Origin of the sequence: Pseudoalteromonas sp. TB51, from assembly GCF_000498055.1 — a bacterium.
Lineage (GTDB): Bacteria > Pseudomonadota > Gammaproteobacteria > Enterobacterales > Alteromonadaceae > Pseudoalteromonas > Pseudoalteromonas atlantica.
Window position 1 is genome coordinate 12,135 of sequence record NZ_AUTO01000310.1, and the last position, 26,949, is coordinate 39,083.

At 41.5% G+C, this 26,949-nt stretch carries 32 protein-coding genes and 3 pseudogenes; 18 read left to right on the forward strand and 17 right to left on the reverse strand.

Going from position 1 to position 26,949, the window contains the following annotated elements; genetic code table 11:
* Window positions 1-11: 11 nt before the first annotated feature.
* From L650_RS0118980 to dolP, 3 genes are all read left to right on the forward strand, one after another.
* Window positions 12-383 carry a YraN family protein gene (locus L650_RS0118980; RefSeq protein WP_004589112.1) on the forward strand — a complete coding sequence of 124 codons (372 nt, stop codon included), beginning with the start codon at window positions 12-14 and terminating at the stop codon, window positions 381-383.
* A gap of 68 nt (window positions 384-451) precedes the next feature.
* The gene (locus tag L650_RS0118985) at window positions 452-1,045 is read left to right on the forward strand and encodes an SIS domain-containing protein (RefSeq protein ID WP_004589111.1); all 594 of its coding nucleotides are present in this window, start codon (window positions 452-454) and stop codon (window positions 1,043-1,045) included.
* The gene (dolP, locus tag L650_RS0118990) at window positions 1,038-1,604 is read left to right on the forward strand and encodes a division/outer membrane stress-associated lipid-binding lipoprotein (RefSeq protein ID WP_004589110.1); all 567 of its coding nucleotides are present in this window, start codon (window positions 1,038-1,040) and stop codon (window positions 1,602-1,604) included. The genes L650_RS0118985 and dolP overlap by 8 nt, the downstream gene beginning before the upstream one ends.
* Window positions 1,605-1,675: 71 nt before the next feature.
* On the opposite strand, the gene L650_RS0118995 is transcribed toward dolP, so the two are convergent.
* The 9 genes and pseudogenes from L650_RS0118995 to L650_RS24865 all read right to left on the reverse strand — a co-directional run.
* A complete protein-coding gene (locus tag L650_RS0118995; RefSeq protein WP_004589109.1) occupies window positions 1,676-2,113 on the reverse strand; it encodes a ClpXP protease specificity-enhancing factor in 438 nt (145 codons plus the stop codon).
* Window positions 2,113-2,739 carry a stringent starvation protein SspA gene (gene sspA / locus L650_RS0119000; RefSeq protein WP_004589108.1) on the reverse strand — a complete coding sequence of 209 codons (627 nt, stop codon included), beginning with the start codon at window positions 2,737-2,739 and terminating at the stop codon, window positions 2,113-2,115. Before sspA ends, L650_RS0118995 begins: the two co-directional genes overlap by 1 nt.
* Window positions 2,740-2,819: 80 nt before the next feature.
* The gene (locus tag L650_RS0119005; protein WP_024033324.1) at window positions 2,820-3,569 is read right to left on the reverse strand and encodes a cytochrome c1; all 750 of its coding nucleotides are present in this window, start codon (window positions 3,567-3,569) and stop codon (window positions 2,820-2,822) included.
* Window positions 3,566-4,831 carry a cytochrome b gene (locus L650_RS0119010; protein WP_004589106.1) on the reverse strand — a complete coding sequence of 422 codons (1,266 nt, stop codon included), beginning with the start codon at window positions 4,829-4,831 and terminating at the stop codon, window positions 3,566-3,568. Before L650_RS0119010 ends, L650_RS0119005 begins: the two co-directional genes overlap by 4 nt.
* Window positions 4,831-5,418 (reverse strand): ubiquinol-cytochrome c reductase iron-sulfur subunit, encoded by a 588-nt coding sequence (gene petA / locus L650_RS0119015; protein WP_029774073.1) that lies wholly within the window; start codon window positions 5,416-5,418, stop codon window positions 4,831-4,833. Before petA ends, L650_RS0119010 begins: the two co-directional genes overlap by 1 nt.
* Window positions 5,419-5,973: 555 nt before the next feature.
* Entirely contained in the window at window positions 5,974-6,366 is a 393-nt protein-coding gene (gene rpsI, locus L650_RS0119025; RefSeq protein ID WP_024600778.1) for a 30S ribosomal protein S9, read from the reverse strand.
* A gap of 8 nt (window positions 6,367-6,374) precedes the next feature.
* Window positions 6,375-6,803 (reverse strand): 50S ribosomal protein L13, encoded by a 429-nt coding sequence (gene rplM / locus L650_RS0119030; protein WP_004589103.1) that lies wholly within the window; start codon window positions 6,801-6,803, stop codon window positions 6,375-6,377.
* Window positions 6,804-7,088: 285 nt separating this feature from the next.
* Window positions 7,089-8,128, reverse strand: a pseudogene (gene zapE / locus L650_RS0119035) (cell division protein ZapE).
* Window positions 8,129-8,223: 95 nt separating this feature from the next.
* A pseudogene (locus L650_RS24865) lies at window positions 8,224-8,352 on the reverse strand (hypothetical protein); the annotation flags it as partial.
* Between L650_RS24865 and L650_RS0119040 the strand changes: the two are divergent.
* The 3 genes from L650_RS0119040 (at window position 8,297) to L650_RS0119050 (ending at window position 11,392) form a co-directional block, all read left to right on the forward strand.
* On the forward strand, window positions 8,297-8,707 hold the full coding sequence (locus tag L650_RS0119040) for a YhcB family protein (RefSeq protein WP_223230608.1): 411 nt from the start codon (window positions 8,297-8,299) through the stop codon (window positions 8,705-8,707). The pseudogene L650_RS24865 and the gene L650_RS0119040 overlap by 56 nt on opposite strands.
* 149 nt (window positions 8,708-8,856) lie before the next feature.
* Complete coding sequence (locus tag L650_RS0119045) at window positions 8,857-10,209, forward strand: Do family serine endopeptidase (protein ID WP_004589100.1); 1,353 nt, start codon at window positions 8,857-8,859, stop codon at window positions 10,207-10,209.
* Window positions 10,210-10,309: 100 nt separating this feature from the next.
* On the forward strand, window positions 10,310-11,392 hold the full coding sequence (locus tag L650_RS0119050) for a trypsin-like peptidase domain-containing protein (RefSeq protein ID WP_024033328.1): 1,083 nt from the start codon (window positions 10,310-10,312) through the stop codon (window positions 11,390-11,392).
* A gap of 144 nt (window positions 11,393-11,536) precedes the next feature.
* Here the strand turns inward: L650_RS0119050 and murA are convergent, their stop codons facing one another.
* The 7 genes from murA to L650_RS0119085 are packed head-to-tail and all read right to left on the reverse strand — an operon-like array spanning window position 11,537 to window position 16,189.
* Window positions 11,537-12,796 (reverse strand): UDP-N-acetylglucosamine 1-carboxyvinyltransferase, encoded by a 1,260-nt coding sequence (murA, locus tag L650_RS0119055; protein ID WP_029774074.1) that lies wholly within the window; start codon window positions 12,794-12,796, stop codon window positions 11,537-11,539.
* Window positions 12,797-12,809: 13 nt separating this feature from the next.
* The gene (locus L650_RS0119060) at window positions 12,810-13,067 is read right to left on the reverse strand and encodes a BolA family protein (protein WP_004589097.1); all 258 of its coding nucleotides are present in this window, start codon (window positions 13,065-13,067) and stop codon (window positions 12,810-12,812) included.
* Window positions 13,068-13,072: 5 nt separating this feature from the next.
* Window positions 13,073-13,366 (reverse strand): lipid asymmetry maintenance protein MlaB, encoded by a 294-nt coding sequence (locus L650_RS0119065; protein WP_024033329.1) that lies wholly within the window; start codon window positions 13,364-13,366, stop codon window positions 13,073-13,075.
* Window positions 13,359-14,039 carry a phospholipid-binding protein MlaC gene (locus tag L650_RS0119070; RefSeq protein WP_029774075.1) on the reverse strand — a complete coding sequence of 227 codons (681 nt, stop codon included), beginning with the start codon at window positions 14,037-14,039 and terminating at the stop codon, window positions 13,359-13,361. The genes L650_RS0119065 and L650_RS0119070 overlap by 8 nt, the downstream gene beginning before the upstream one ends.
* A 5-nt stretch (window positions 14,040-14,044) precedes the next feature.
* Complete coding sequence (gene mlaD / locus L650_RS0119075) at window positions 14,045-14,593, reverse strand: outer membrane lipid asymmetry maintenance protein MlaD (RefSeq protein ID WP_004589094.1); 549 nt, start codon at window positions 14,591-14,593, stop codon at window positions 14,045-14,047.
* A gap of 13 nt (window positions 14,594-14,606) precedes the next feature.
* Entirely contained in the window at window positions 14,607-15,386 is a 780-nt protein-coding gene (gene mlaE / locus L650_RS0119080) for a lipid asymmetry maintenance ABC transporter permease subunit MlaE (protein WP_024033330.1), read from the reverse strand.
* On the reverse strand, window positions 15,386-16,189 hold the full coding sequence (locus L650_RS0119085; RefSeq protein ID WP_004589092.1) for an ATP-binding cassette domain-containing protein: 804 nt from the start codon (window positions 16,187-16,189) through the stop codon (window positions 15,386-15,388). Before L650_RS0119085 ends, mlaE begins: the two co-directional genes overlap by 1 nt.
* A gap of 254 nt (window positions 16,190-16,443) precedes the next feature.
* On the opposite strand from L650_RS0119085, the gene L650_RS0119090 reads away from it, so the two are divergent.
* From L650_RS0119090 to mgtE, 12 genes and pseudogenes are all read left to right on the forward strand, one after another.
* The gene (locus L650_RS0119090) at window positions 16,444-17,412 is read left to right on the forward strand and encodes a calcium/sodium antiporter (protein ID WP_004589091.1); all 969 of its coding nucleotides are present in this window, start codon (window positions 16,444-16,446) and stop codon (window positions 17,410-17,412) included.
* Window positions 17,413-17,414: 2 nt separating this feature from the next.
* A pseudogene (locus L650_RS0119095) lies at window positions 17,415-18,360 on the forward strand (KpsF/GutQ family sugar-phosphate isomerase).
* Window positions 18,361-18,912 (forward strand): 3-deoxy-manno-octulosonate-8-phosphatase KdsC, encoded by a 552-nt coding sequence (gene kdsC / locus L650_RS0119100; protein ID WP_029774076.1) that lies wholly within the window; start codon window positions 18,361-18,363, stop codon window positions 18,910-18,912.
* Window positions 18,909-19,463 carry an LPS export ABC transporter periplasmic protein LptC gene (gene lptC, locus L650_RS0119105; RefSeq protein WP_004589088.1) on the forward strand — a complete coding sequence of 185 codons (555 nt, stop codon included), beginning with the start codon at window positions 18,909-18,911 and terminating at the stop codon, window positions 19,461-19,463. The genes kdsC and lptC overlap by 4 nt, the downstream gene beginning before the upstream one ends.
* A complete protein-coding gene (lptA, locus tag L650_RS0119110; RefSeq protein ID WP_004589087.1) occupies window positions 19,453-20,001 on the forward strand; it encodes a lipopolysaccharide transport periplasmic protein LptA in 549 nt (182 codons plus the stop codon). The genes lptC and lptA overlap by 11 nt, the downstream gene beginning before the upstream one ends.
* Window positions 19,998-20,723 carry an LPS export ABC transporter ATP-binding protein gene (lptB, locus tag L650_RS0119115; RefSeq protein WP_004589086.1) on the forward strand — a complete coding sequence of 242 codons (726 nt, stop codon included), beginning with the start codon at window positions 19,998-20,000 and terminating at the stop codon, window positions 20,721-20,723. The genes lptA and lptB overlap by 4 nt, the downstream gene beginning before the upstream one ends.
* Window positions 20,724-20,792: 69 nt before the next feature.
* Entirely contained in the window at window positions 20,793-22,292 is a 1,500-nt protein-coding gene (locus L650_RS0119120) for an RNA polymerase factor sigma-54 (protein ID WP_004589085.1), read from the forward strand.
* Between the two features lie 27 nt (window positions 22,293-22,319).
* Window positions 22,320-22,607: a ribosome hibernation promoting factor gene (hpf, locus tag L650_RS0119125; protein WP_004589084.1), complete on the forward strand. Its 288-nt coding sequence runs from the start codon at window positions 22,320-22,322 to the stop codon at window positions 22,605-22,607.
* Window positions 22,608-22,611: 4 nt separating this feature from the next.
* A complete protein-coding gene (locus tag L650_RS0119130) occupies window positions 22,612-23,064 on the forward strand; it encodes a PTS sugar transporter subunit IIA (protein WP_029774077.1) in 453 nt (150 codons plus the stop codon).
* A gap of 19 nt (window positions 23,065-23,083) precedes the next feature.
* Entirely contained in the window at window positions 23,084-23,929 is an 846-nt protein-coding gene (gene rapZ, locus L650_RS0119135; RefSeq protein WP_004589082.1) for an RNase adapter RapZ, read from the forward strand.
* A 40-nt stretch (window positions 23,930-23,969) separates the two neighbouring features.
* Window positions 23,970-24,242: an HPr family phosphocarrier protein gene (locus L650_RS0119140; protein ID WP_004589081.1), complete on the forward strand. Its 273-nt coding sequence runs from the start codon at window positions 23,970-23,972 to the stop codon at window positions 24,240-24,242.
* Window positions 24,243-24,501: 259 nt separating this feature from the next.
* Window positions 24,502-25,860 (forward strand): magnesium transporter, encoded by a 1,359-nt coding sequence (mgtE, locus tag L650_RS0119145; RefSeq protein ID WP_004589080.1) that lies wholly within the window; start codon window positions 24,502-24,504, stop codon window positions 25,858-25,860.
* 46 nt (window positions 25,861-25,906) lie between these two features.
* Here the strand turns inward: mgtE and L650_RS0119150 are convergent.
* The coding region (locus L650_RS0119150; RefSeq protein ID WP_029774078.1) for a zinc-dependent metalloprotease at window positions 25,907-26,949 on the reverse strand (1,043 nt) is incomplete at its 5' end.

Below are 26,949 nucleotides of genomic sequence, written 5' to 3' on the forward strand. Positions count from 1 at the left end.
CTGGAGCGGCTATGTCGTGGTTTAAAGAGCTGTGGCAAAATAGCCGAGAAAAAGGCCAGTACTATGAACGCCAAGCAGAGAAATACTTAACCCGTGAAGGGCTTACGCCTATTGAGCGTAATTATTATTGCCCCTTTGGTGAGCTTGATGTAATTATGAAACACGGCGATACGCTTGTATTTGTAGAAGTTAAGTTTCGTAAAAACAATGCGAGAGGCGGTGCAAATTATGCCCTTGGCGCACAAAAACAAGCACGATTAAAACGCACTATTTATCACTACTTGGCAGCAAAAAACTTAACTAATCAGCCTATAAGAGTCGACTATGTTGCCATTACAGGTGAAGGCTCTGGCAATATAAATTGGATCAAAAGCGTACTTTAACAACACGCAAACAGATTAGTAAAACGCCCAGCAACAAACAAAAATGACGAATAAATTATTGGTAGTCTATGCAAGATACAATTAAAGAAATTTTTACAGAAAGCATTCAAGTACAAATAGCAGCAGGCGAAGTACTGCCAAGCGCACTAGAGTCTGCGGCATTTACCATTGCACAAAGTTTAATTAATGGTAACAAACTCCTTTGCTGTGGCACGGCAAACTGCCATATGCTAGCGCAGCACATGGCCGGCGTATTAGTTAATCACTACGAAACAGAACGCCCCTGTTTACCTGCTATTGCGCTATCTCAAGAAAACATCAATTTAGGGCAAAGTAGCCAAGTAGATGAGCATGATACCTTTGCTCGCCAAGTACGTGCCTTTGCACAACAAGGCGACTTACTGCTTGCGTTAGCAATTAATGGCAACGAAAAACATATTATTTCTGCTGTAGAAGCTGCACTTACTAAAGATATGAAGGTCATAGTGATGGTAGGTGACGATGGTGGAGAACTCGTTGGCTTATTAGGCCCTAATGATGTAGAAATTCGTACGCCTTCTAAGCGCCCTAGCCGCATTATTGAATCTCACTTAGTTAACTTACATTGCTTAAGTGAACTGGTTGATTTAACTCTTTTCCCGCAGGATGAAAATTATGTTTAAACGCTCTCTTATTGTTTTAGGTACTGTTGTTTTACTGCAAGGCTGTGCAGCAGCAGTGGTTGCAGGAACAGCTGGTGCAGTAACAGCAGCAAATGATCGCCGCACCATTGGCTCACAAATAGACGACAATAATATAGAAATTAAAGCCAGTATTGCGCTTAGTGAAGTTGAACGACTAGAAAAATTCGCCAATGTAGACGCTATAAGCGTTAATGGCATTGTTTTACTGGTAGGTCAGGTTGCCAATCAAGAAATGAAAAACCAAGCTCAGCAGAGCATTGAGGGGCTCTCAGGTATACGTAAAATACATAACCAAATTAGAATTGGGTCAAATATTGGTATTACCACACAAACGCACGACTCGTGGCTAACCTCTAAAGTAAAAGCACAGCTTTTAACAGCTAAAGATATACCGAGCAATAATATTAAAGTAGTGACCGAAAACGCTGAAGTGTTTTTAATGGGATTAGTATCTGAATCTGAGTCTAACCAAGCGGTTAACATTGCACGCAATGTATCGGGTGTAGAGCGCGTTATTAAAGTGTTTGAATATTTATAAAATACATAAAAAGCCGTTGATAAGGCACATAAAAAAACCGCTTAATTAGCGGTTTTTTTTGTATTTAAGCGTTACTTGATAACGCGTAAATGTGAGCCTTTTTTCTTTTCTGGCTTTTCTGGCGGGGTCTCATCAATAATCTCATCTGATGTTTCCACACTTTCAAGGTCAGGTGCAAAATCGTCTTCGTCCTCTAAAAACTCATCTGCAGTAAAGACTGTTCCTTCGCCATTTTCACGCGCATAAATAGCAAGCACCGCACCTAAAGGCACATATACTTGCATTGGCTGTCCGCCAAAGCGCGCATTAAAGCTTAGTTGTTCCATATCTAACGAAAACCCAGTAACGGCAGAAGGGCTAATATTAAGCACTATTTGGCCATCTTGTACAAACTGCGTAGGCACTTGTACTGCTGGGTACTGCGCATCAACCACTAAATGTGGTGTGCAGTCGTTATCTACGATCCAATCAAAAAAAGCACGTAGTAAATAAGGACGATTAGGCGTCATTATAAACGGATCTCACGCTCTGCTTCAGTTAAAGAAGCTTGGAATGACTCACGCTCAAATAAGCGGATCATGTACTCTTTTAGCTCTTTAGCGCCAGAGCCATTAAGCTCAATACCAAACTCTGGTAAACGCCATAATAGTGGTGCTAAATAACAATCTACTAAGCTAAACTCTTCACTCATAAAGTATGGAGCTTCGTTAAAGATTGGTGCAATTGCAAGTAACGCTTCAGTTAACTCTTTACGAGCTTGTGCAGCATCTGCTGTATTGTTAATGATTTTTTCAGCAAGGCTGTACCAATCAGTATCAATACGGTGCATCATTAAACGGCTACGACCACGCATTACCGGATACACAGGCATTAGTGGAGGATGAGGGAAACGTTCATCAAGGTATTCCATGATGATGTTTGCCTGATATAAGCCAAGCTCACGGTCAATCAGTGTGGGTACTGTACCGTAAGGGTTAATTTCGTGAAGTGCCTCTGGCAAGTTATCCTTTTCAGCCAAATGAATATCTACACTTACACCTTTTTCTGCAAGCACAATACGTACTTGGTGGCTATACATACAGTTAGCACCAGAAAAAAGGGTCATTACAGGGCGCTTATTGGCAGCTACGGCCATGCCTATACCTCCATTAAATAACTAAAACAGCAATAGGGGCTTAAGCCCCTATTGCAAAATTACCTTGTAAAATGCTCAAATTAATGAACATCTCTCCAGTATTCTTTCTTAAGCATAAATGCCAAGATAAACAGGATAACTAAAAATCCAATTACCTTAATACCTAACGCTTCTGACTCAAGGCGTGTAGGTTCACCTACATACTCTAAGAAATTCGTTAAATCACGAACCGCTTGATCGTATTCATCAACGCTTAATTCGCCCTTACCATCTGTTTCAGTACCAACAACTTTAGTCACTGTTTGACCATGTTGTTCTACTTCTTCAATGATAGGTGTTGGTAAACCTTGTAGTTCTTGAAGAACATGTGGCATACCCACCGATGGGAATAACGTATTATTTACGCCAAACGGACGAGATTCATCTTTATAAAACGATTTTAAGTAAGTGTAAATCCAATCACTGCCACGCACACGTGCCACATTGGTTAGATCCGGCGGAGCCGCACCAAACCATTTAGCAGCATCTTCTTTTGCAATAGCGTTAAGAATATGGCCACCTACTTTTGAACCATCAAAAATCAATTGCTCTTTGCCAAGCTCGGTTGGAATACCAATATCACGGAAAGTACGTTCATAACGTTGATACTGCATTTGGTGACAACCAAGACAGTAGTTCATGAACAACTTTGCGCCGCGCTGCAAAGAAGGCTGATCAGATATATCGTTACCCGCTTCCATAAGAGGAACCGAAGGACCCGCAGCCATAACCATGTTAGGCAGCAAGTTTACTGATAAAGCAAATACACCAATAAGTAGCTTTTTCATCATTTCGTTAACCTCTCAGGCAATGGCTTAGTTTTTTCATTCTTACTGTATATAAATAACAGTACGAAGAACATAAAGTAAGTCACAGTACAGATTTGAGAAATTATCGTTTTCATATCAGTTTGTGGCGTTGCACCCACCCAACCTAAAAGAACGAAAGTTACAACAAAACCTGCAATGTTCCATTTGTGGAAACCACAACGGTAACGAACCGATTTAACACGACCACGGTCAATCCACGGTAACAATGCGAGTACCACAATTGACGCACCCATTGCCGCAACACCGATAAGCTTATCAGGGATTGCACGTAAGATTGCATAGAATGGCGTAAAGTACCAAACTGGGAAAATGTGCTCTGGCGTTTTAAGTGGGTTTGCTGCTTCAAAGTTTGGCGCTTCGAGGAAGAAACCATTCATCGCAGGCATAAAGAATACAACCCAACAGAACAAGATTAAGAAGCCAACCACACCCACAATATCTTTTACTGTGTAGTACGGGTGGAACGGTATCGCATCAACAATGTCTTTTTTGTCGGTGTAATACTCATGGAATTTAAATTTAGACTTATCTTCTTCAGCCACAGTGCCTTTTTTGCGTTTTATTTCAACACCGTCAGGGTTGTTAGAGCCCACTTCGTGCAGCGCAACAATGTGTAAGAACACTAAAATTACAATAACCAATGGTAGTGCAATAACGTGTAATGCAAAGAAGCGGTTAAGCGTTGCACCCGATATTACGTAGTCACCACGGATCCAAAGTGTTAAATCATCACCAATTACCGGAATAGCCCCGAATAACGAAATGATTACCTGCGCACCCCAGAACGACATTTGACCCCATGGTAGTAAGTAACCCATGAAGGCTTCAGCCATTAATGCTAAGAAAATAAACATACCGAACAACCACAGTAATTCACGTGGTTTTTGGTAAGAGCCGTAGATCATGCCACGGAACATATGCATATAAACAACGATGAAAAACGCAGATGCACCCGTTGAGTGTAAATAACGTAATAACCAACCGTATTCAACATCACGCATGATGTACTCTACTGATGCGAAAGCGCCTTCAGAAGAGGGAACAAAGTTCATCGTTAACCAAATACCAGTAAGTATTTGGTTTACTAGTACTAACATGGCTAGCGAGCCAAAAAAGTACCAGAAGTTAAAGTTTTTAGGTGCTGGATACTGTGCAATGTGCATGTTCCAAACACGTGTCATTGGGATACGGTCGTCAATCCAACTAACAATTTTACCAAACATTAGGCTACCCCTTTTTCTTCGCCCACTAAAATAGTGGTTTCATCAAGAAAAGTATAAGGTGGTACTTCTAAGTTCAATGGTGCAGGAACTGATTGAAATACTCGCCCAGCCATATCAAATTTAGAACCGTGACATGGACAGTAAAAACCATCATCTGTCCCTTCAACTTTTTCACTAAAGTTACCTTGGAAAAAGCCTGGAGAACACCCTAAATGCGTACAAATACCAACAGCGACAAAAATCTCTGGGCGTAATGAACGGTAATCATTTGTTGATGATTCTAGTTGTTGTGGCTCTTGCGATTGCGGATCACGAAGTTGACCTTCATGTTCTTTCATCTGCTCAAGCATTTTAGGGGTACGTGATACAACCCATACAGGTTTACCACGCCACTCGACACGTATTAATTGTCCTGGCTCAAGTTTGCTGATATCTACTTCTACAGGCGCACCCGCAGATTTAGCTCGCTCACTTGGATTCCAAGACGCAATAAAAGGAACAGCAGCCCCAGNACCAACACCACCTACAACAGAGGTAGCTATGGTTAAAAAGCGACGTCGGCCATTGTCTACAGGCGCATTGCTCATCCACTTATCTCCACTATGATTCTCAACACTTGCTATATTGAGAACATCAGTTACAGCAGGTTAATTTTTCGAAATTTTTAAAATAGAAGCGATCATAATTAAAACCCTTGATTAAAACAAGGTTATTCACAGCCTCACGCTCGAATAACCCGACTTGATCAATAGTTTGATAAAGTAAGCTCGAGAATAAAGCCGAATGACTATAATAGCGCTTCTGTAAAAACAATATACTGACCAAGATCAACCCCACTACGAGGAAACAGATAAACTGTACATGGTGATGTTGAACTTGCTCATACTACTTGCCAGCCAATTGTAGCAAAAAATTCCACCAATTAACTGATGGATTTACACTAATTGCGATAATTATTTAACTTTTTTGCAGCGAAATGGGTATTTTAAAGCTTTCGTACATTAAATACGCAGTATTTATAAAATATGATCAGCGCCTAGCCTTAAAAAAGCGGGCTTGAGGTAGGTAAGTACTTAAATTTTAATGCCAAAAACAAAAAACCCAGCATAAGCTGGGTTTTTGAATTCTTGATAACGTAAAAATTAACGTTTTGAGAACTGTGGACGCTTACGCGCTTTCTTAAGACCCACTTTCTTACGTTCAACTTTACGTGCATCACGTGTAACAAAACCTGCTTTACGAAGTTGTGGACGTAATGACTCGTCAAACTCCATAAGTGCACGAGTGATACCGTGACGGATAGCACCAGCTTGACCAGTTGTACCACCACCGGCAACGGTGATGTGAAGGTCAAATTTTTCAGTCATGTCAACAAGCTCAAGAGCTTGACGAACAACCATGCGTGCTGTTTCGCGACCAAAGTACTCTTCTAAAGAGCGCTTGTTGATTACGATGTTACCAGTGCCTGGGCGTAAGAATACGCGAGCACTTGAACTTTTACGACGACCTGTACCGTAGTATTGATTTGCCATGATAGTGCTCCTTAAATGTCTAGAACCTGAGGCTGTTGTGCAGCATGGTTGTGCTCAGTACCTGCGTAAACTTTAAGTTTACGGTACATAGCGCGGCCTAAAGGACCACGTGGCAACATGCCTTTAACAGCTTTTTCGATGATCATTTCAGGCTTTGCAGCTTGAAGTTTATCAAAAGTAGTAGACTTAAGACCACCTGGGAAACCAGTATGAGCGTAGTACACTTTATCTTTGAATTTGTTACCAGTTACAGTAACTTTCTCAGCGTTGATAACGATGATGTAATCACCAGTATCTACGTGTGGAGTGTATTCAGCTTTGTGCTTACCGCGTAGGCGATGAGCGATTTCAGTAGCGATGCGACCTAAAGTTTTACCTTCAGCGTCAACTACGTACCAGTCACGTTTTACTGTTTCTGGTTTAGCAACAAACGTTTTCATTTATAAAAATCCAATGTTTTTCAATTAAAACCACAGGCAGTTATTATTAACTACCGCTCTAAGTATGCTATAACCCCTTCGAGTTTTAGACTTTAGCGCCGCTCACAAGTGGCTAAACTATATGAGGACATAGAACGCAACGTGGCAGACGCGGGAGTATACCAGCACTTAAAACACATTGCTACCGAGCGGTTGTTTTTTCCACAAGAAAATTACAAAAACTTATGCATTTATATAAAAACAACAATAAGGCCACTTTAAAGAGTCGATACAGTCGTATTAGCGCTATGCTAAATGCTCTTTTGCTAAATACTCTAAAGACTGCATTTCTTGCAGGCGGCTAATGCAGCGCTTAAATTCAAAGTTAAGATTACCTTGGGTATAAAGTTGCGTGATCGGTTTTTCAGCCGAAATAATTAATGTTACATGTCGCTCGTAAAACTCATCCACTAAAGCGATAAAGCGCCTAGCTGCATCATCATTATTTTGTCCAAGCTGTTTAACATTAGAAATAATAACAGTGTTGTATAAGCGGCTAATTTCCATGTAGTCGACTTGGCTACGTGCGGTTTCGCACAATTCGCTAAATTCAAACATCACTACACACTTGGCCACTTTGCGTGTGTTGATTAAGCGCCCTTCTATTTCTATGGGTTGATCAAGCTCCCCCGCCNATCTAACGGGCTGTGAAATATTTCGGCTTGCTCAAGTGTACGCAAGCGATAATCAATACCAGAGTCTACATTTACTATTTCTGTGTTCGCTTTTACCAGCTCAATGGCCGGAACAAAACGCGCACGCTGTAAGCCGTTTTTATATAAATCATCAGGCACTATATTAGAGGTGGCGACTAATACTATATTGCGTGCAAATAATGCCTGCATTAAGCCGCCGAGTAACATGGCATCTGTAATATCTTGAACAAAGAATTCATCAAAGCAGATGATATCGGTTTCGGCTTTAAATATGTCAGCAACAATTTCCAGTGGATTGCTTTTATTATTTAGCTTTTTTAGTTCATCGTGAACTCGGTGCATAAAGCGATGAAAATGCACACGCATTTTACGCTCACCTGGCAGCGCTTCGTAAAAGGTATCTACTAAATAAGTTTTACCACGCCCTACACCACCCCAAAAATAAAGCCCTTTAATTGGCTCAGGTTCGCTTTTATTAAACAACTTTGCAAAAAAGCCTTGTTGCTGTGGTTTTTTATTTGTGAGGTCATCGTATAAACGTTGTAAATGGCGCACTGCATTTTCTTGTGCTTGGTCATGTACAAAGTCATCGCGCTTAAGATCTTGCTGGTAAGTTTGCCAAGGAGTCATATCTAATTACATTTTAAACACAGTTTAATTTGCACAACATATTAACACGCATCTTAACTCGGGGTATATTACCCACAGGATGATTTATATTTGAATCAGGCATTATTAGATATTTTTTCCCAAAGGGGTGAAGTTATGGGCACAGTTACGTGGGTAGGTTTAATTATTATTACTGCTGTAGTGGCATTTTTTGTTGGTGCATTCGTTACTAAAAAGCAATTTAAGCAAGATGAATTAAAAGAACAAGCCGAGCAAGCACAAAACGCGCTTGAGCAGTATCGCCAAGATGTGGCCGATCATTTAGCAAGCACAGGTAAGCTTGTGAATAAAATGAAAGAAAACTACGACCAACTACTCAGCCATGTTGAAGAAACCAATCAACTCTTACTTGATGATAAAAACAAAGCGCCTAGCGAGCCGTTTTTCTCTAAAGAAACAACAGAGCAATTACAAGCGTCTTTAAAAGAGCGCGAGGTTGACCGTTCATCTGCACAAGCACAACCTGCCGATTACGTCTCAGGTGAATCTGGTTTATTTGCAGGGCAAAATGGCGATACAAAACCTGCAAAAGCCTCTTAACACACTGAGCACGCTAAAATGTTAGTGCTATCTTGAGGAACTTTTTTTTGACCCCATAGTCTTTAAATGTAACAGCTTTATATTTAAATTCGAAAAGGCTGCTTATGCAGCCTTTTTGCTTTTCCTGTGATGTGGAGTACACCCTGACTATGAAAATGAAATTATCACTTATTAGTGCTGCAATCTTATCTACAAGCTTATTACTAAGCCCAATGGCCTCTTATGCAAAACTGCCTATTGCAGTTAACGGCCAACAATTACCCACACTTGCGCCTATGCTTGAGCAAATTACCCCTGGCGTTGTGAGCATTCAGGTTTCTGGCTCAAAAGAAGTGCGCCGCCGTGCAGACCCGCTTGAATACTTTTTTGGTAACCCTCAGCCACGTAGTCAAAAGCGCCAATTTAGTGGTTTAGGCTCAGGGGTTATTATTGATGCCGACGAAGGCTATGTAGTAACAAATAACCACGTAATTCAAGATGCCGAAAAAATGGTGGTAACGCTAGAAGACGGCCGTGAATTTGAAGCCACCAAAATTGGTACCGATAAAGAGTCTGATATTGCGCTATTACAAATAGATGCAGATGACTTAACCGAAGTTAAACTGGCAAATTCAGATAAATTGCGTGTTGGCGACTTTGCAGTAGCAATTGGTAATCCATTTGGTTTAAGCCATACAGTAACCTCGGGCATTGTAAGTGCGTTAGGGCGTAGTGGTTTAAATATTGAAGGCTACGAAGACTTTATTCAAACCGATGCGGCTATTAACCAAGGTAACTCAGGAGGCGCTTTAGTTAACCTAAATGGTGAACTCATTGGTATTAATACTGCTATTTTAGGTGCCTCGGGTGGAAATGTTGGTATTGGCTTTGCCATTCCATCAAATATGATGAAAAACTTAGTCGACCAAATTATTGAACATGGCGAAGTACGCCGTGGCTCACTGGGTATTTCTGGCCGCCCACTTGATGCAGGCCTTGCAAAAGCACAGCAACTTGACGTTAAACAAGGTGCTTACGTTATGCAAGTAATGGATGATACCGCAGCAAGCAAAGCAGGTATTAAAGCTGGCGATGTTATTATTAGTATTAATGGCAGCGATATTAGTGGCTTCCACGAGCTGCGCAGTAAAATAGCAACGTTAGGTGAAGGACGCGAAGTTAAATTAGGTATTTACCGCGATGGCAAAGTAAAAACCATTAAAGTAACGCTTGATGGTGCATCGGGTGTAACCGCCGCAGGCGATGAACTGCATCCTGCATTCCAAGGTGCAACGCTTGAAAACGTGCAAAAAAATGGCACTAAAGGTATTGAAGTCGCCACAGTAGATCCGCGCTCTCCTTCTGCACGTGTTGGTCTTGAAGAAGGTGATGTGATTGTTCAAGTTAACCGCCAACGTGTAGAAAATATTCGTCAAATGAACAAAATTATCGAAGATACCCAAGGTAATATTGTACTTGGCGTTAAACGTGGCAGAGAGTCTATCTTTGTACTTATCCAATAAGTAACACGTTATAAATAAGCAATAAAAATAACAGCAGCACTTGCCGCTGTTATTTTTTTTGTGCCATCATAAAGAATTGCTCACTAACAATAAGAATCTCGTGCTGAAATTACTAAAATTTGTACTTCCCCCTTTGTTTGTCGGTTTAGGTATCGCTTTTTTAGTGGTTTTTTTCAGCCCTAATATGCGCGCCTCTTTACTCCCTAATGTTCCCTTGCCCAGTGCTATGAGCTCGAATCACCTTAGTTTTGCTGACGCGGTTAAACGTGCTGCACCGTCGGTAGTAACTATTTTTTCAGAAAGCATTTCTAAAGAGCCTCGATATAAGCAACAAAACACCGTTCAAGAGCTTGGCTCTGGCGTAATTATGGCGCAAGACGGCTACATATTAACTAACTACCACGTTATAAATAATGCAGATCAAATCTTGGTTATATTAACCGATGGCCGACGCTTTTTTGATGTGCAGTTAATTGGCTTTGACACCATTACCGATTTAGCCTTATTGAAAATTAACGCCGACCACCTGCCGGTGATCCCCGTAAACGATAATTACACCACCAGTGTAGGTGATGTAGTGCTGGCCATTGGTAACCCACTCAATTTAGGGCAAACCATCACCCAGGGTATAATTAGTGCCACCGGTAAACAAAAAATTACCGATAGCCCTTATAACAACTTACTGCAAATGGATGCTGCTATAAATGTAGGTAACTCTGGCGGTGCTTTGGTTAATTCAAATGGGGATTTAGTGGGGATCACGTCTGCGCAATTTAAAACCCGTGAAAACCTAAATATCCAAGGAATCTTTTTCGCTGTTCCTTATTCGCTCGCTAAAGAAGTAATGGCAAAGCTAATACGCCATGGCCGTGTAGTACGTGGCTATTTAGGCTTTGAAGGCACCGCTGTAGATAGCACGGGCAAAGAGGTAAACGACAGCCTTACTGAGGTTGCTGGTATGCGCATCACCAATTTAGACCCATTAGGCCCTGCATGGCAAGCTGGCATTGAAGAGCAAGACATCGTTATTAAAATTGCAGGGTTAAGTGTCGCCAACCCGCAAAAAGTACTCGAAAAAATAGGCAATACACAGCCCGGTAAAGAAATAGAATTTGAGCTGTACCGAAACGGTAAAGTAGAAAAAATAATGGTTAGAGTTGCAGAGCTCGAAACTAAACTCTAACCAAAATGGCAATAAAAAGGTCGGATAGCAATACGCGTACCCGACCTTTTTTTATGTCTAAAGTAAACTGTGTTTAACTCAGCGCGCTTAATTAAGCGAGCATGCTCTCACCTCAAAGCGAATAAATATTATTACGAATGGGTATTAGCTACTTCTGCGCTTAATATTGGCACCTAAGCCACTGAGTTTATCTTCAATGCGTTGATAGCCTCGGTCTACGTGGTAAATACGATCGACTACCGTTTCACCTTGCGCCACAATACCGGTCAAAATTAAGCTTGCAGAAGCGCGTAAATCGGTTGCCATTACTTGTGCGCCACTTAAACTTTGCGTTTCACCACAAATAGCGGTGTGCCCTTCTAAACGAATATTAGCGCCCATGCGTTGTAACTCTGGTACGTGCATAAAGCGGTTTTCAAAAATGGTTTCGGTAATTGTTGCACTACCATTAGCCACTACATTTAACGCGGTGAACTGCGCTTGCATGTCGGTTGGAAAACCAGGGTGTGGCATGGTTTTAATATTAACGGCTTTGAGCTCACGATTACGCATATCTAAATAAATGCTGTCATCGTTTACTTCAACTAATGCATTTGCGGCACGTAATTTTTCAATAACAGGCTCAAGTGAATGAAAATCTGTTTTTTTACAAAGTACTTCGCCTGCAGCCATCGCTGCTGCAACTAAAAAAGTGCCCGTTTCAATGCGGTCAGGTAAAATGCTGTGTTCACAGCCGCCTAAACGCTCTACGCCATCAATTTCTATACGGCTTGTACCTGCACCTGTAATTTTTGCACCCATAGCAATTAGGCAATTGGCCAGGTCAATAATTTCGGGCTCGCGTGCTGCGTTTTCAAGCACCGTTTTACCATCGGCAAGTGCTGCGGCCATTAGTAAGTTTTCGGTTGCACCAACACTGACCATTTCCATGAAAATTTCAGCGCCTTTAAGGCGACCTTCTACCTTTGCATTGATATAACCGTTTTCAACGTTTATTTGTGCGCCCATGCGCTCTAAACCTTGAATATGTATATCAACCGGACGTGCACCTATAGCACAGCCACCAGGTAGCGATACCTGCGCCTCACCAAAACGCGCCACTAAAGGCCCAAGCGCCAAAACAGAGGCGCGCATTTGCTTAACTAAATCATAAGGAGCAAGCGTTTTATTAACGGTCGCGCCATCAATATACAGTGTATCGCCTTGCCAATTTACAGTTGCGCCTAAGGTGCTTAAAAGCGCCTCAGTGGTCACAATATCGCGAAGGCGAGGAACATTCGTAAATGTACTTTTACCATCGGCAAGCAGTGCGGCAAACAAAATTGGTAATGCGGCATTTTTAGCGCCAGAAATAGTTACTTCACCTTCAAGTGAAGTGCCACCTTGAATTACAAACTGATCCATTAAGAGGCCTTAACTATTGAGGTAAAATAAATTTTTGTTCACGCTTCCACTCAGTTGGCGTAAATGCACGAATTGATACAGCGTGAATTGTACCGTCTGAAATAGTATTCATTAATGGGCCATAAACTAGCTGTTGCTTTTTAACGCGGCTTAAACCGTCAAAGCACTCACCTACTGCAATTACTTCATAATGGCTACCATTGGCTTTTACTTTTACTTCAGATAATTGAAGTTCGTCGCGTAATAATGTTTCGACTTGGCTAGTTTCCATAACTCTCACTCAAATAAAGTTGTTACCTGACCCAACTGCATTAAATTTTGCAATTGCTCAGGTGGATTTTGCAATTCAAGGCGTGTGCCCTGTTGCTTAAATTCAGCAAAAGAGTGAATTAACCAAGCTAAGCCCGCTGTGTCAACCCTCATTACCTCACAAAGGTCAAAATAGATGGTTTTATGCTTACTTAATGACTTGGCGTTCAGAAGCTGTTCATTGCCAATTGAGCTGCGGGTAAGTTCACCACTTACCCTATAGTGCTGCTCATCTACTTGGCTAATTGCCAATTTAGTCATTGCTGTTGTTGCCTCTAAATTGCACAGGTAACTGGCTCTTTTGCTCTAGTAATTTGCTTACGTGTGCAATACCTTGCTGGCGTAAAATACCTTGTAGCTCACTTTGTTTTGCATCGAGTAAGCTAATTCCTTCTGCAATCATATCGTATGCGCGCCACTCGCCGCTGCGATCTTCACGCACTTTAAAATCAATTTTTATGTCAGGCTTGCCATCTTCTGTAATTTTAGTTTTTACTACAACTACATCTTTGCCTTTAAATGGTTGCTCTGCGCCAAATTCTACATGTTGGTCAGTGTATTGAGTAAATACCCCCGCGTAAGTAGCAACTAAATAGCCTCTAAACGCGCCAATAAATTCTTGGATGTCTTTAATTGCTTCGGCTTTTTCGGCTTCATCGGTAATTGCACGCACTTTAGACACTTCACTACCCAACACACGAAGTGCTGCATATTTGTAGTCTATGTAAGGCATCAGCTCTTCTTCTACAATAACACGAAGGTGCTCTTTATCTTTAGTGATAAGCAGTTGATCTTTTTTAATGCGCTCAAATGTATGCTCTGCTACCTGACGCACCATTTTGTTAGGATCTGTCAGTTTAACTTCGGCTGCGCTAACACTTTGCACAGCTAGGGTTGCACCAAGTGCAATAACGGCTAAAAACTGTTTCAACATAATAATTACTCACTACCTTGGTTGAATAAAAACTGCCCTATTAACTCTTCTAAAACAAGTGCAGACTTAGTATCTGTGATTGAATCACCATCACCTAACGCTTTGCTCTCTACGCCAAATAACTCATCGATTGCTTGATCTTGTGCGTTTTCGGTCACTGTCTCACCTAAACAGCGCTGCTCTGCTGCATTAGGAGAAATAACAGGGTGAATACCTAAGTACTGCTCCCCTAAAATACCCGATGTTAAAATTGAGATTGAGCTAGTGTCTGAAAAACGACATAAATACTGTGCATCTATCGTCATATTTACCACAGGCAAAAACTCCTGCGGGTGTACATAAATAGATTCAACACGGCCAATCACTACACCGCCTACTTTTACCGGTGCACGCGCTTTAAGTGAGCCGATATTTTCAAACTTTGCATTTAGCGTGTAGGTTTCGCCCGACCCGCTAATACCCGAATTAGCCACTTTAAGTGCTAACATTGCAAACGCTAAAATGCCTAATGCGACAAAAAAGCCAACTAAAATCTCTAATTTCCGTGAATTCATTATCTATACCCTATTAGCTGGTAAACATTACCGCTGTCAAAATAAAGTCAAACCCTAATACTGCCAGTGATGAGTGAACGACTGTTTCTGTTGTTGCTTTACTGATCCCTTCTGATGTTGGGATACAGTCGTAGCCCTTATAAAGCGCAATCCAGGTCACTACCATGGCAAATACAAAACTTTTTATCATGCCGTTTAATACATCTTCTTGAAACGATACTTGCGATTGCATTATCGACCAAAAGCTGCCGGTATCTACGCCTAACCAATCAACCCCAACTAAATGAGCACCGATAATAGCAACCGCAGAAAAAATAAGTGCAAGCAATGGCATACTAATAAAACCTGCCCAAAAACGCGGTGCAATAATGCGCTTGAGAGGATCAATGGCCATCATTTCTAGTGAAGAGAGTTGCTCAGTGGCTTTCATTAAGCCTATTTCTGCCGTTAGCGCACTTCCAGCGCGACCAGCGAATAATAGCGCTGTAACCACAGGGCCTAGTTCGCGTAATAAACTAAGCGCAACTAATGGGCCTAGGCTGTCTTCGGCGCCATAGCCAACCAATACAGTGTAACCTTGCAGCGCAAGCACCATACCAATAAACAAACCCGACACCATAATAATTAATAATGATTGCGAACCAACCATATAAAGTTGGCGCACTAACAGCGGTGTGCCTTTTTTAAAGTTAGGTACATTCCACAATGCATTAAAAAGCATGTTGGCAGAGCGCCCTAATGCAGCAAAACGCCCCAGCGTTTTATGACCTAGCTTTTGAAATAAATCCAACATTAAGCGTTTTCTCCTAACAGCTCATCAGCATACGTTTGTGCAGGATAATGAAATGGCACAGGCCCATCCGATAACCCTTTTAAAAACTGCTGTACTAATGGAGATTCATGATTACGCATTTCATCCGGAGTCCCAGCCCCTATTACGCCTTGATCGGCAATAATAATAACGTGATCGGCAATACTCATTACCTCCGTCACATCGTGGGTTACAATAAGGGATGATAAACCTAGCACTTCATTTAACGACTTAATAAGCTTTACCAATACGCCCATAGATATTGGGTCTTGGCCGGCAAAAGGCTCATCATACATAATAAGTTCTGGGTCCAGTGCAATAGCACGTGCAAGTGCTGCTCGTCTGGCCATACCGCCAGAAAGCTCAGAAGGCATTAAATCTTTAGCACCGCGTAAACCCACCGCTTGCAGTTTCATTAATACGACTAGTTTAATTAACGCTTCACTTAACTTGGTGTGCTCTCGCAGAGGAAATGCAATGTTGTCAAATACCGACATATCAGTAAATAACGCACCGCTTTGAAACAGCATGCTCATTTTGGTTCGTGCCGCATATAACTCTTTGCGCGACATACTAGGAATACTGCCACCTTCGAATAAAATATCGCCGGCGTCAGGCTTAAGCTGCCCACCAATTAAGCGTAGCATTGTGGTTTTGCCAATTCCGCTTGGCCCCATAATCGCTGTTATCTTACCTTTAGGAACACTAAAACTCATATTTTTATATATGGTTCTATCGCCTCGCGAAAAGCTAACATCCTTGACTTCTACTATTGATTGCGACAAGTCGCTCTCCGTAACAATGTTCACTCGTGCTCCTATTTTAAGGGTTTTTTAGCCAAGATGGAAAAAACAATTCGTAAGATTTTGTAATACGCCTACAAAAAGCGCTCTAAGGCTGAAGTAAATTGCCTTAACCTTTGCTTAAGCGCATAAAATTCACGCACTGCAATAGTAGACCCTGCTCTTTTGCTTATACTTTCATGTTGGCTTTTGTTACTATTCGCGCCATCTGTATTTTGAACATCTGGCTTAACATAATGGTTACCTCGTTTGTTATTTTAATTCTTGGTTTTGCTGCACTTGTGTGGAGCGCCGACCGATTTGTATACGGTGCGGCAGCGCTTGCTAAAAACTTTGGAGTCCCTACTTTAATTGTTGGCTTAACGGTTGTTGCTATGGGTTCTTCGGCCCCTGAAATGATGGTATCGGCCTCGGCTGCTTTGGCAAATAAAACCGACACAGCGGTCGGTAACGCGGTAGGTTCAAATATAACAAACATCTTACTTGTATTAGGTATTACTGCGCTACTACGCCCTTTGAGTGTGTCATCAAGCACTTTAAAACGCGAAATGCCGCTTGTTATGCTGGTATCCTTGGCTACGTGGTATGTATTTTCAGACAACTACTTCTCGCTCACCGAAGGGGTGGCATTGCTAGTTGCATTTGCTGTGTTTATTGGTGGCTTGATTGTGGTTTCTTTGCGCGCAAAAAATCAAGATGACCCTTTTGTCTCAGAAGCCTGCGATGAGGTTCCTAACGATGTACCAACTAAGAAAGCCGTTTTATGGCTAATTGTCGGCATGGTTTTATTGCCTGTTAGCTCACACTTTTTAGTTGGTTCAGCAGTCGATATTGCTAAATACTTTGGTTTAAGCGACTTAGTTATTGGCTTAACCATTATCGCCATTGGCACAAGCTTGCCTGAACTTGCAGCTTCTGTAGCGGGTGTACTTAAAAACGAAGATGATTTAGCCCTAGGTAATATTGTGGGCTCAAATATATTTAATATTTTAGCGGTATTACCGCTTGCAGGTATTATTAACCCATCAGTGGTTGACCCGTCACTTGCAAACCGCGACATACTTATTATGTTAGGTGCTACGCTTGCGCTTATTATTATGTCATTGAACTTTAGAGGTTCTCAGCGTATCAATAGAGTAGAAGGTGGCCTATTACTCATCGCATTTTTGGCGTACCAAGGTTATATTTTTAGTCAAGTAGGGTAACAATGGCACAACTAAATTTTATAGAGCAAGGTTTACGCGTATTAAACATTGAACGCCAAGCGCTTGCTGATATTACACAATACGTTGACGAAAACTTTCATAGTGCGTGTCAGCTCATGTTCGATTGCCAAGGCCGCATTATTGTTATTGGCATGGGTAAATCAGGCCATATTGGTAATAAAATTGCTGCTACCCTTGCAAGTACAGGCAGCCCTGCTTTTTTTGTTCACCCAGGCGAAGCAAGCCATGGTGATTTAGGCATGATAACCAAAAATGACGTGGTTATGCTTATATCAAACTCGGGCGAAACCAGCGAAGTACTTAATATTATTCCGGTGCTTAAACGCCTTGGTGCAAAAATAATATCTATGACGGGTAACCCGCTCTCTACTATGGCTACACTTGCCGATGTGCACGTATGCATAAAAGTAGAACAAGAAGCGTGTTTATTAGGTTTAGCGCCTACTGCAAGCACCACTGCCACTTTAGCGATGGGTGATGCAATGGCGGNCCGCCGATGACTTTGCACTCTCTCACCCTGGCGGCAGTTTAGGTAAGCGATTGTTACTCACTTTAAAAGATGTAATGCACAGCGGCGCAAACACCCCTATTATAGGTGTAACGCAAACAATTAAAGACGCGTTAATAGAAATGTCAGCCAAAGGGCTGGGCATGACCGCTATTGTAGATAACAATCAACAGCTTGCCGGCCTTTTTACCGACGGTGACTTACGCCGTATTTTAGAGCAAAGAGTTGATATACATAGCACCGCTATTAGCCAGGTTATGACCAAATTATGCACAACTGCCACGGCCGATATACTTGCAGCTGAGGCCCTAAACATAATGGAAAATAAACGTATTAATGGTTTAATTGTGGTCAATGATAAAAACCAGCCAATAGGCGCCTTAAATATGCAAGACCTCTTAAAAGCAGGAGTATTATAAATGCAATTTGAAGATCTCTATCAACCGCTAAGCGATGATGCCAAAGCACGCGCCAAAAAAGTAAAACTACTCATATGCGATATTGATGGTGTATTTTCTGATGGCCGAATTTACCTCGGTAACCAAGGCGAAGAATTAAAAGCATTTAATACAAAAGATGGTTTTGGCATTAAAGCGCTGATCAATAGCGGTTTTGAAGTTGCGGTTATTACGGGGCGTCACTCAGAAATAGTACAAACTCGCATGAGCAGCTTAACTGTGCAACACATTTATCAAGGCCAAGAAGAAAAACTTATTGCTTATCAAGAACTCAAAAACACTTTAAAGTTAACTGATGAACAAATAGCCTATATTGGCGACGATGGTCCTGACATGCCAGTAATGGAGCGCGTTGGCTTTGCCGTTGCAGTAAACGATGCTCACCCGCTTATTAAGCGCTTATCGCATTACACTACGCAAATGCCTGGCGGCTTTGGCGCCGTTAGAGAGCTCACAGATTTACTTATGCTAGAGAATGGCATAGCGCTTACAACACAAGGCACCAGTTCATGAATGCAGCACGCGTTATACTCAGTGCGTTATTCATCGGCTGTATGGTTTGGCTTTGGTACCCTTATTTTACCCAAACAAATGTAGCGCCAGAGCAAGAACCTGAAGTAATTGCAAAGCCCGATTACACCGCTATAGAGCTTAAGCAAACAGCCTATGACGAGCAAGGCAAAATAAGCCATAAAGTCACAGCGGCTAAAATGGAGCTATACCAACAGCTTGGTTTTACATTTTTTGAAAAACCTATTTTCACCTTGTATAACGAAAAACAAACATGGCGAATAAATGCAGACGAAGCAACGCTGTACGAAGATAAACAACTTATTTTAGAAGGCAATGTGGTTGCTAAAAATTTAGTTGATAACGCCATGATAGATAACATCAATGCCGATAACATCGAAGTCGACATTAAAGCGCTAACAATGCGCTCTGAGCAGCCAGTGGTTGTCACTGGGCCTAATTTAAAAATTGTCGGGAAAGGCCTTGAAGCCGATTTAAAAACCGAAGTAATAAAACTAATTAACCATACGCGAACAATATATTATGACCAATAAACTCACTAAAATACTTATTATCCCATCGCTAATGCTTGCATTTAGCGCCTCTGCTGCTGAGCCTGCTGCTCAACCGCCAGCAAATCAAATTTCTATTAGTGCAGACCGTCAAGAAGGCCAACTTAAAGAAAACGTAGGTATTTTTGAAAAGAACGTCGAAATTGTACATGGTAATCGAAAAATTACAGCCGACCGACTCGAAGTACATAAACGTGAAGACTTAGGGGATAACAAACAACTCCTTATTGCCACTGGCAGCCCAGCCTACTTCGAAGAAAAACAAGACGATGGTACCGTAATGAGCGCCAGTGCAAACGAAGTACGTTACGACGTAGCAAAGCGATTTTTAACACTTGTAGGCGATGCTGAAGTCGCGCAAGCCGGTCAAAAAATTAATGCTAAAAGTATTACCTACGATATGCAGCAGCAGCTTATTAGCGCAGAAAAAGACGAAAACTCCACGGATCGTGTCCACACAATTTTAGTGCCTGTTGAAGCAAAAATTAAAGAAAAAACAGGTAACGAAGGTCAACCATGAGCACCTTAAAAGCAGAACTATTAGCAAAAAGCTATAAGGGCCGCCAAGTTGTAAAAAATGTAGGCCTTGAGGTAGAAGCCGGCAGCATTGTTGGCTTATTGGGCCCTAATGGCGCAGGTAAAACCACCACCTTTTACATGATTGTAGGGTTAGTACCTAGCGACAAAGGTAAAATTTCTATTGATGATAACGACATTACGTTATTACCTATGCACAGCCGCGCCCGCTTAGGCATTGGCTATTTGCCGCAAGAGTCATCAATATTTAGAAAGCTGACAGTTTATCAAAACTTAATGGCTATTTTAGAAACGCGTAAAGAGCTCAATAAAGCCGCGCGAGAAGAAACGCTTAACAACTTACTTGATGAATTTAGTATTCAGCATATTCGCGATAGCCAAGGTATGGCGCTTTCTGGTGGTGAACGCCGCCGTGTAGAAATTGCCAGAGCACTGGCAGCAAACCCTAAATTTATTTTATTGGATGAGCCTTTTGCTGGTGTTGATCCGATTTCAGTGTTAGATATAAAGAAAATAATAGAACATCTTAAAAACCGTGGCATTGGCGTATTAATTACCGATCACAATGTAAGAGAAACCCTTGATGTTTGTGAAAAAGCCTACATTGTTTCTCATGGGGAGCTAATTGCATCTGGCACCCCAGAACACGTATTAAATGACAAAACTGTACGCGATGTTTATTTAGGCGAGCAATTTAGGCTGTAACATTTAAGCCACACCTACAAGCATCTGCTAATATTAATTATAACAACATAAAAGGATTGTTAGAGATACATGAGGCAATCATTACAGCTGCGCATGGGCCAGCAACTTACAATGACTCCACAATTGCAACAAGCGATTCGCTTGCTGCAGCTCAGTACATTGGATCTCCAGCAAGAAATACAAGAAGCACTTGATAGCAACCCGCTATTAGAAGTAGAAGAGCAAGATTACACGGAAGAGTCGGCTGGAAAAAATGAACAAAAAGCAGATACGGATGATGTAACCGTAAGCGCATCGGCTGACGATACAACCAGCGAGTACGAGCAAGACAGTGGCGAAGCTTTAAATAAAGACACCGTTAGCGATGATATGGCAATGGATGTAACTTGGGATGAGTACATGAGCGCAGCCCCTGCGGCATCCTCAGGCCCAATGCCAGAAGATGAGTCTATTTATCAAGGTGCCTCTACTGAAACGCTACATGAGTATTTAATGTGGCAGCTTCAGCTTACTCCTTTTAGCCCCACTGATGAAGCCATTGCTATTGCCATTGTAGAAGCTGTAGATGACTCGGGTATTTTAACGCTAAGTTGCGAAGAAATTTTAGAAAGCTTTAACCAAGAAAACGATGACGAAGTTGAAGTTGAACTTGATGAAATAGAAGCCGTTTTAAAGCGTATTCAGTTATTTGACCCTGTAGGTATAGCCGCGCGCAGTTTACAAGAGTGCTTGTGCATTCAGCTAAACCAGTTTGATAAAGACACCCCTTTTATAGAACAAACTAAAATGATCTTAACCGATCACATTGATCTATTAGCGGCACGCGACTATCGTACATTAATGAAAAAGACTAAGCTTAAAGAAGACGAGCTTAAAGAGGTCATGACCCTAATACATACCCTCAACCCAAAACCTGCAGATACAATAGTAAGGGAAGAGTCGGAGTATGTAATACCGGATGTGTCGGTTAAAAAAATAAAAGGCCGCTGGGTGGTAGAGCTAAACCCAGATAGCATGCCAAAAATACGCGTAAATAGTCAGTACGCGGCTATGTCACGTACCGTAAAATCAAGTGGTGATAGCCAATTTATTCGCTCTCACTTACAAGAAGCTAAATGGTTTATAAAAAGCCTTGAAAGCAGAAACGACACGCTGCTTAAGGTAACAAACTGTATTGTAAAACAGCAACAGGCATTTTTTGAACATGGCCCAGAAGCCATGAAGCCAATGGTTTTAAACGATGTTGCTGAAATGGTAGAAATGCATGAATCGACAATTTCGCGTGTTACCACGCAAAAATATATGCATACGCCACGTGGTATTTTTGAGCTTAAGTATTTTTTCTCAAGCCACGTAAGCACTGAAAACGGCGGCGAGTGTTCATCAACCGCAATACGTGCCCTAATTAAAAAGCTAATTGCCGCGGAAAACTCAGCTAAACCATTGAGTGATAGTAAAATTGCGGATATATTGGCAGAGCAAGGAATTAAAGTAGCTAGACGCACAATAGCAAAATACCGTGAATCGCTAGCTATTCCACCGTCAAATCAGAGAAAGAGTTTGATATAAGACGTAAAAAACAAAGAGGAAATGCTTATGCAACTAAACCTAACTGGTCGTCACGTAGAAGTAACTGATTCACTTAGAGACTATGTAAATAATAAATTTGCAAAGCTAGAAAGGCACTCAGATCATATTAGCAATGTGCATGTCATTCTCGATGTAGAAAAACTCAACCAAAAAGCAGAAGCGACTATTCATGTAAGTGGCGCAGATTTATTTGCCTCAACAGAGCACCAAGATATGTATGCCGCTATAGACTCGTTGATTGACAAGCTCGATCGTCAAGTCATAAAACATAAAGAGAAGCTTGCTAGACACTAATATTATGAAATTAAGTACATTAGTATGCCAGGACTGCAGCAAAGCTGCGGTCCTTTTTAGTAGTAAAAAAAGAATTTTAGAGTTTATCAGTGAGCTTGCTCATGAAAAGCTCCCCTACTTACCACAACAAGATATTCTTAATGCGCTGGCAAGCAGAGAAAAGCTAGGCAGTACTGGTATTGGCCGGGGTATCGCCATTCCTCATAGCAGAATGGGTGGCGTAGAAGAGCCGCTGGCTTTAGTACTTGTTAGCGACACGCCTGTTAACTTTGACGCTATTGATAACTGCCCTGTTGATATTTTTGTTGCACTCATCGTACCAGATGGCGATAACCAACAGCACCTAAAGACTCTGGCAACCATAGCTGATAAACTGAGCAACAAAGAATTTTGTAAACAGCTGCGTAGTGCTAAAACCGATGCAGAGCTGTATCAAGTAATTGTTGATCAATCGTAGTAAATACTAAGGGCTATAAATGGAGTTAATTATCATAAGCGGCCGTTCTGGTTCAGGTAAATCGGTTGCTTTACGCGTGGTTGAAGATTTAGGCTATTATTGCGTAGATAATATTCCGGTCAACCTACTGCCCTCTTTAGTGCGAAGTGTTTCAGATAACTATGACAAAATAGCCGTTAGCATAGATGTTCGTAATATTCCCAAAGAACAAGACGAATTTAACGATATTCTCGAGTACCTTCCTGACTTTGCCAAACCCACACTGTTTTATTTAGATAGTGATGATCAAACACTGATCAAACGTTTTTCAGAAACACGCAGATTACATCCTTTATCCATCGATTCACTGCCGCTTGATTTAGCAATAAAAAAAGAAAAAGAACTGCTTGATGTACTCGTAACACGCGCTGACTTTATGCTTGATACCACCGATTTAAGTGTGCACCAATTAGCAGAGTCAATTCGTGAAAAAATACTGGGTAAAAAAGATAAGCAACTTATTGTAACGTTTGAATCGTTTGGCTTTAAACACGGCATACCTAAAGAAGCTGATTATGTTTTTGATGCTCGCTTTTTGCCAAACCCCCACTGGGAGCCTGAACTTAAACCGCTTACGGGCCTTGATCAACCAGTAAAAGATTTTTTGGCAAATCACAGCATAGTGCAAAAATTCACTTGGCAAATTCAAACCTTTGTACAAACTTGGTTGCCACACTTAGAGCGTAATAACCGTAGTTACCTCACTATTGCAATAGGCTGTACTGGTGGTCAACACCGCTCGGTTTATTTAGCGCAAGCCATTGGTGAGAGCTTTGCTATGACGCATCCGAATGTCAAAATTCGTCATCGTGAGCAAGAAAAGTAACCTTAAAATAATAACCTGTTCAGTTTAGGTATAGTAATTTATGCGCTGTGAAGACACATTTTTAATAAAAAATAAATTAGGCTTACACGCCAGAGCGGCAACGGTCCTTGCGCAATTAGCTGTGCAGTTTGATGCTAAAATCACCTTACACCAAGATGATAAAGAAGCCGCAGGCGACAGCGTATTAGCTTTAATGCTACTTGAAAGCAGTAAAGGTAAAGAAGTTAAAGTAGTCTGTGAAGGCCCTGATTCAGAGCAAGCTTTGCATGCGGTTGGGCAATTAATTGCACAACGATTTAACGAACAAGAATAATTTAAAGCACCATAGCCTTATAAGTTAAAGACTTATCAGGCTGAACTATAAAGATTTAGTAAATTAGGGTATTCCGACTCGCCTAATTTAGTGCTTTAATTTAGGATAATAAAGCCATGCCCCTGCTAAATTTGGTTACTTAATTTTAAACACTAATTTAGTCCCAGCATTGGGTTTAGCACAAAAAATAAAGAAAATAACAGTGGGCAACTCCACTTACTAAACACCTTTCCATTACACAAAAATATTTAGGATGCCAATGCCAGAAGCGTTTGAACAAGACTATCCACTACAGCAACTAAAACAAGTGACTAAATCACTTAATAGTGGGCAATTTGTTCAAGTAAGACGCATGCTAGCAAAAACAGCACCTTGTGATACAGCACTGCTGCTTGAATCCTCTCCGCATAAAATTAGACGCATGCTTTGGCAACTGGTTGACCCAGATGTGCAAGGGGATGTGCTAGAAGAGCTCTCTGAAGATGTACGTTTAGGTATCATTGCACAAATGGAACCTGAGCATATTGCCGCGGCCACTGAGGATATGGGCCACGATGATTTAGGTGAAGTCCTACGTAGCCTACCTGATACCGTGTACAAAGATGTGGTTAGCGCTATGGATACGCAAGACCGCGAACGCGCTACACAGGCCTTATCTTACCAAGAGCGCTCTGCAGGCGCGCTAATGAACACCGATACGGTGACCATTCGCCCAGACGTTACACTTGATGTTGTGCTGCGTTATATTAGGCTACGCGGTGAGCTGCCAGAGGGCACCGATGATTTATACGTTGTTGATAAACATAACTGTTTTTTAGGTGCATTATCACTTAGTACACTGTTAACTAATCCGCCTGAAAAAATTGTTCAAGATTTAATGGATGAAGACTGTGAGTCTATCCCTATTTCGATGGATGAAAGTGAAGTTGCTCAGCTATTTGAGCGCCACAACTGGATATCGGCCCCTGTAGTCGATGATAACGCCCACTTGCTTGGACGTGTCACTATTGATGATATTGTTGATGTTATTCGTGAAGATGCAGAGCACAGCTTATTAAGCCTTGCCGGTCTTGATGATGAAGAAGATACCTTTGCACCTGTTTTAAAAAGCTCAAAAAAACGCTCAGTATGGCTTGGCGTTAACTTACTCACAGCCTTAGCTGCCGCCTTTGTGGCCAGCTTTTTTGAAAGCACCTTAGATATATTACCTATTTTAGCTGTACTCAATGGCATTGTGCCCTCAATGGGTGGTGTAGCAGGTAGCCAATCTTTAACTCTGGTTATTCGCGGTATTGCCGTGGGCCATATTAACCAAACTAACCAACGATTTTTAATGGCTAAAGAGCTGGCGATAGGCGCATTAAACGGGGTTATTTGGTCAATACTTATAGCCAGTGTAATTGCGCTTTGGCAATGGGATTTTATGCTTGGCGGCGTGCTCGCATTTGCAATGTTTATGAACCTTGTAGTGGCTGGTGTTGCTGGCGCATGTATTCCTATTTTATTGAAAAAAATGAATATAGACCCTGCACTTGCCGGTAGTGTTGTACTTACAACAGTAACTGATATTGTCGGTATTTTTGCCTTTTTAGGCACCGCAACGTGGCTACTTATTTAGCAACCTGAGCTCAGGTTAAGTAGCCACTACACACTAAAACATATAATTAAATTGGTGAGCCCGGTGGCATTGGTAAACCACTGAAGTTTTCAGGCCACTTACCTACTTTTAAAAACTGTTTTATTTGCTCTGCTAAATACTGTTTAAACGCGCTTTCTCCTACACTGGTATTACTTAACATTGAGTTTTGATTGTACTCTTTACTTAGTTTTACCAAGTAGTAACGTAGCTGCGCCTGCACCTCTGGGCTTACCTTGTCACTAGTGACTAAATCAGCCATATTTTTTGCAGTTAAAAATTGCACCCGCTGGGTGATTTTGCCTTTCATTGTATTAGGTGATGACACATTAAACACCTGGCTGTAAAGCTGCTCTAGCAACTCATCTAAGCTGTAAAAATTATAATTACGTACTTGTTGTTGAGCTAAACGATTTAAACGCTGTGGGTTTAATAATAACGATAAACTATGCTGCACAGCTACTTCTGGCAAGGCCATCGCATCAAGTGTTACACCCGTACGCCCTGTTATGCTTTCACGCGATTTAGACTCGCCATACGCTTTTGGCGGAATAAGCGCTAACACCGACTCAGGCAAAATTAAATTAGCCGGTTTTAATGTTGTTAAAATAGCACTAAGCGCCGCTTGCTGCTGCGCTTTTGCAACCACTTGTGCGCCCTTAGCAGGTGAGTCGTTACGTGTTTCGTATTCGTAGTTAACCCCCGCAATTAACTTAACTGCAGCCTCTACTTGATAGCGATGAAATAAATAAAGCGGCACGAGTTTTTCTTCTAACTGCGAGAGTGCATCGCCCGTTTTAATGTTGTTAATACCAAATTGCGAAAGCGCTTTTTTACGTACATCAAGCACTCTAAGTAACTCTTGCGCTGGGTTAGTACCGTTATCCCATAAGTGCGCTGTAGGGTGTGCCCCGCCCTTTGCGCGTGCGTCGCTATCAGATATAAAATCAAGGCCCTTCGTTTTGTTCTCTTTTAATATTGTTGCAAGCTCAGCACTTTCATCTTGATTAGTGAAGTCGCTGTAACCATATTTAATAACTTGGGTATCCCATACTCCCATACCGCTTGCAT

Coding starts and splice junctions, on each gene's coding strand:
- L650_RS0119060 (WP_004589097.1), bottom strand. CDS start 13,067: ATGGAAACTAGCCAAGTCGAAACATTATTACGCGACGAACTTCAATTA.
- murA (WP_029774074.1), bottom strand. CDS start 12,796: ATGGATCAGTTTGTAATTCAAGGTGGCACTTCACTTGAAGGTGAAGTA.
- lptB (WP_004589086.1), top strand. CDS start 19,998: ATGAGCACCTTAAAAGCAGAACTATTAGCAAAAAGCTATAAGGGCCGC.
- mlaD (WP_004589094.1), bottom strand. CDS start 14,593: ATGAATTCACGGAAATTAGAGATTTTAGTTGGCTTTTTTGTCGCATTA.
- rapZ (WP_004589082.1), top strand. CDS start 23,084: ATGGAGTTAATTATCATAAGCGGCCGTTCTGGTTCAGGTAAATCGGTT.
- hpf (WP_004589084.1), top strand. CDS start 22,320: ATGCAACTAAACCTAACTGGTCGTCACGTAGAAGTAACTGATTCACTT.
- L650_RS0118980 (WP_004589112.1), top strand. CDS start 12: ATGTCGTGGTTTAAAGAGCTGTGGCAAAATAGCCGAGAAAAAGGCCAG.
- L650_RS0119120 (WP_004589085.1), top strand. CDS start 20,793: ATGAGGCAATCATTACAGCTGCGCATGGGCCAGCAACTTACAATGACT.
- mgtE (WP_004589080.1), top strand. CDS start 24,502: ATGCCAGAAGCGTTTGAACAAGACTATCCACTACAGCAACTAAAACAA.
- L650_RS0119090 (WP_004589091.1), top strand. CDS start 16,444: ATGGTTACCTCGTTTGTTATTTTAATTCTTGGTTTTGCTGCACTTGTG.
- kdsC (WP_029774076.1), top strand. CDS start 18,361: ATGCAATTTGAAGATCTCTATCAACCGCTAAGCGATGATGCCAAAGCA.
- L650_RS0118985 (WP_004589111.1), top strand. CDS start 452: ATGCAAGATACAATTAAAGAAATTTTTACAGAAAGCATTCAAGTACAA.
- L650_RS0119010 (WP_004589106.1), bottom strand. CDS start 4,831: ATGTTTGGTAAAATTGTTAGTTGGATTGACGACCGTATCCCAATGACA.
- rplM (WP_004589103.1), bottom strand. CDS start 6,803: ATGAAAACGTTTGTTGCTAAACCAGAAACAGTAAAACGTGACTGGTAC.
- L650_RS0119045 (WP_004589100.1), top strand. CDS start 8,857: ATGAAAATGAAATTATCACTTATTAGTGCTGCAATCTTATCTACAAGC.
- lptA (WP_004589087.1), top strand. CDS start 19,453: ATGACCAATAAACTCACTAAAATACTTATTATCCCATCGCTAATGCTT.
- L650_RS0119005 (WP_024033324.1), bottom strand. CDS start 3,569: ATGATGAAAAAGCTACTTATTGGTGTATTTGCTTTATCAGTAAACTTG.
- sspA (WP_004589108.1), bottom strand. CDS start 2,739: ATGGCCGTAGCTGCCAATAAGCGCCCTGTAATGACCCTTTTTTCTGGT.
- L650_RS0119130 (WP_029774077.1), top strand. CDS start 22,612: ATGAAATTAAGTACATTAGTATGCCAGGACTGCAGCAAAGCTGCGGTC.
- L650_RS0119140 (WP_004589081.1), top strand. CDS start 23,970: ATGCGCTGTGAAGACACATTTTTAATAAAAAATAAATTAGGCTTACAC.
- dolP (WP_004589110.1), top strand. CDS start 1,038: ATGTTTAAACGCTCTCTTATTGTTTTAGGTACTGTTGTTTTACTGCAA.
- lptC (WP_004589088.1), top strand. CDS start 18,909: ATGAATGCAGCACGCGTTATACTCAGTGCGTTATTCATCGGCTGTATG.
- L650_RS0119070 (WP_029774075.1), bottom strand. CDS start 14,039: ATGTTGAAACAGTTTTTAGCCGTTATTGCACTTGGTGCAACCCTAGCT.
- L650_RS0118995 (WP_004589109.1), bottom strand. CDS start 2,113: ATGACGCCTAATCGTCCTTATTTACTACGTGCTTTTTTTGATTGGATC.
- L650_RS0119065 (WP_024033329.1), bottom strand. CDS start 13,366: ATGACTAAATTGGCAATTAGCCAAGTAGATGAGCAGCACTATAGGGTA.
- mlaE (WP_024033330.1), bottom strand. CDS start 15,386: ATGTTGGATTTATTTCAAAAGCTAGGTCATAAAACGCTGGGGCGTTTT.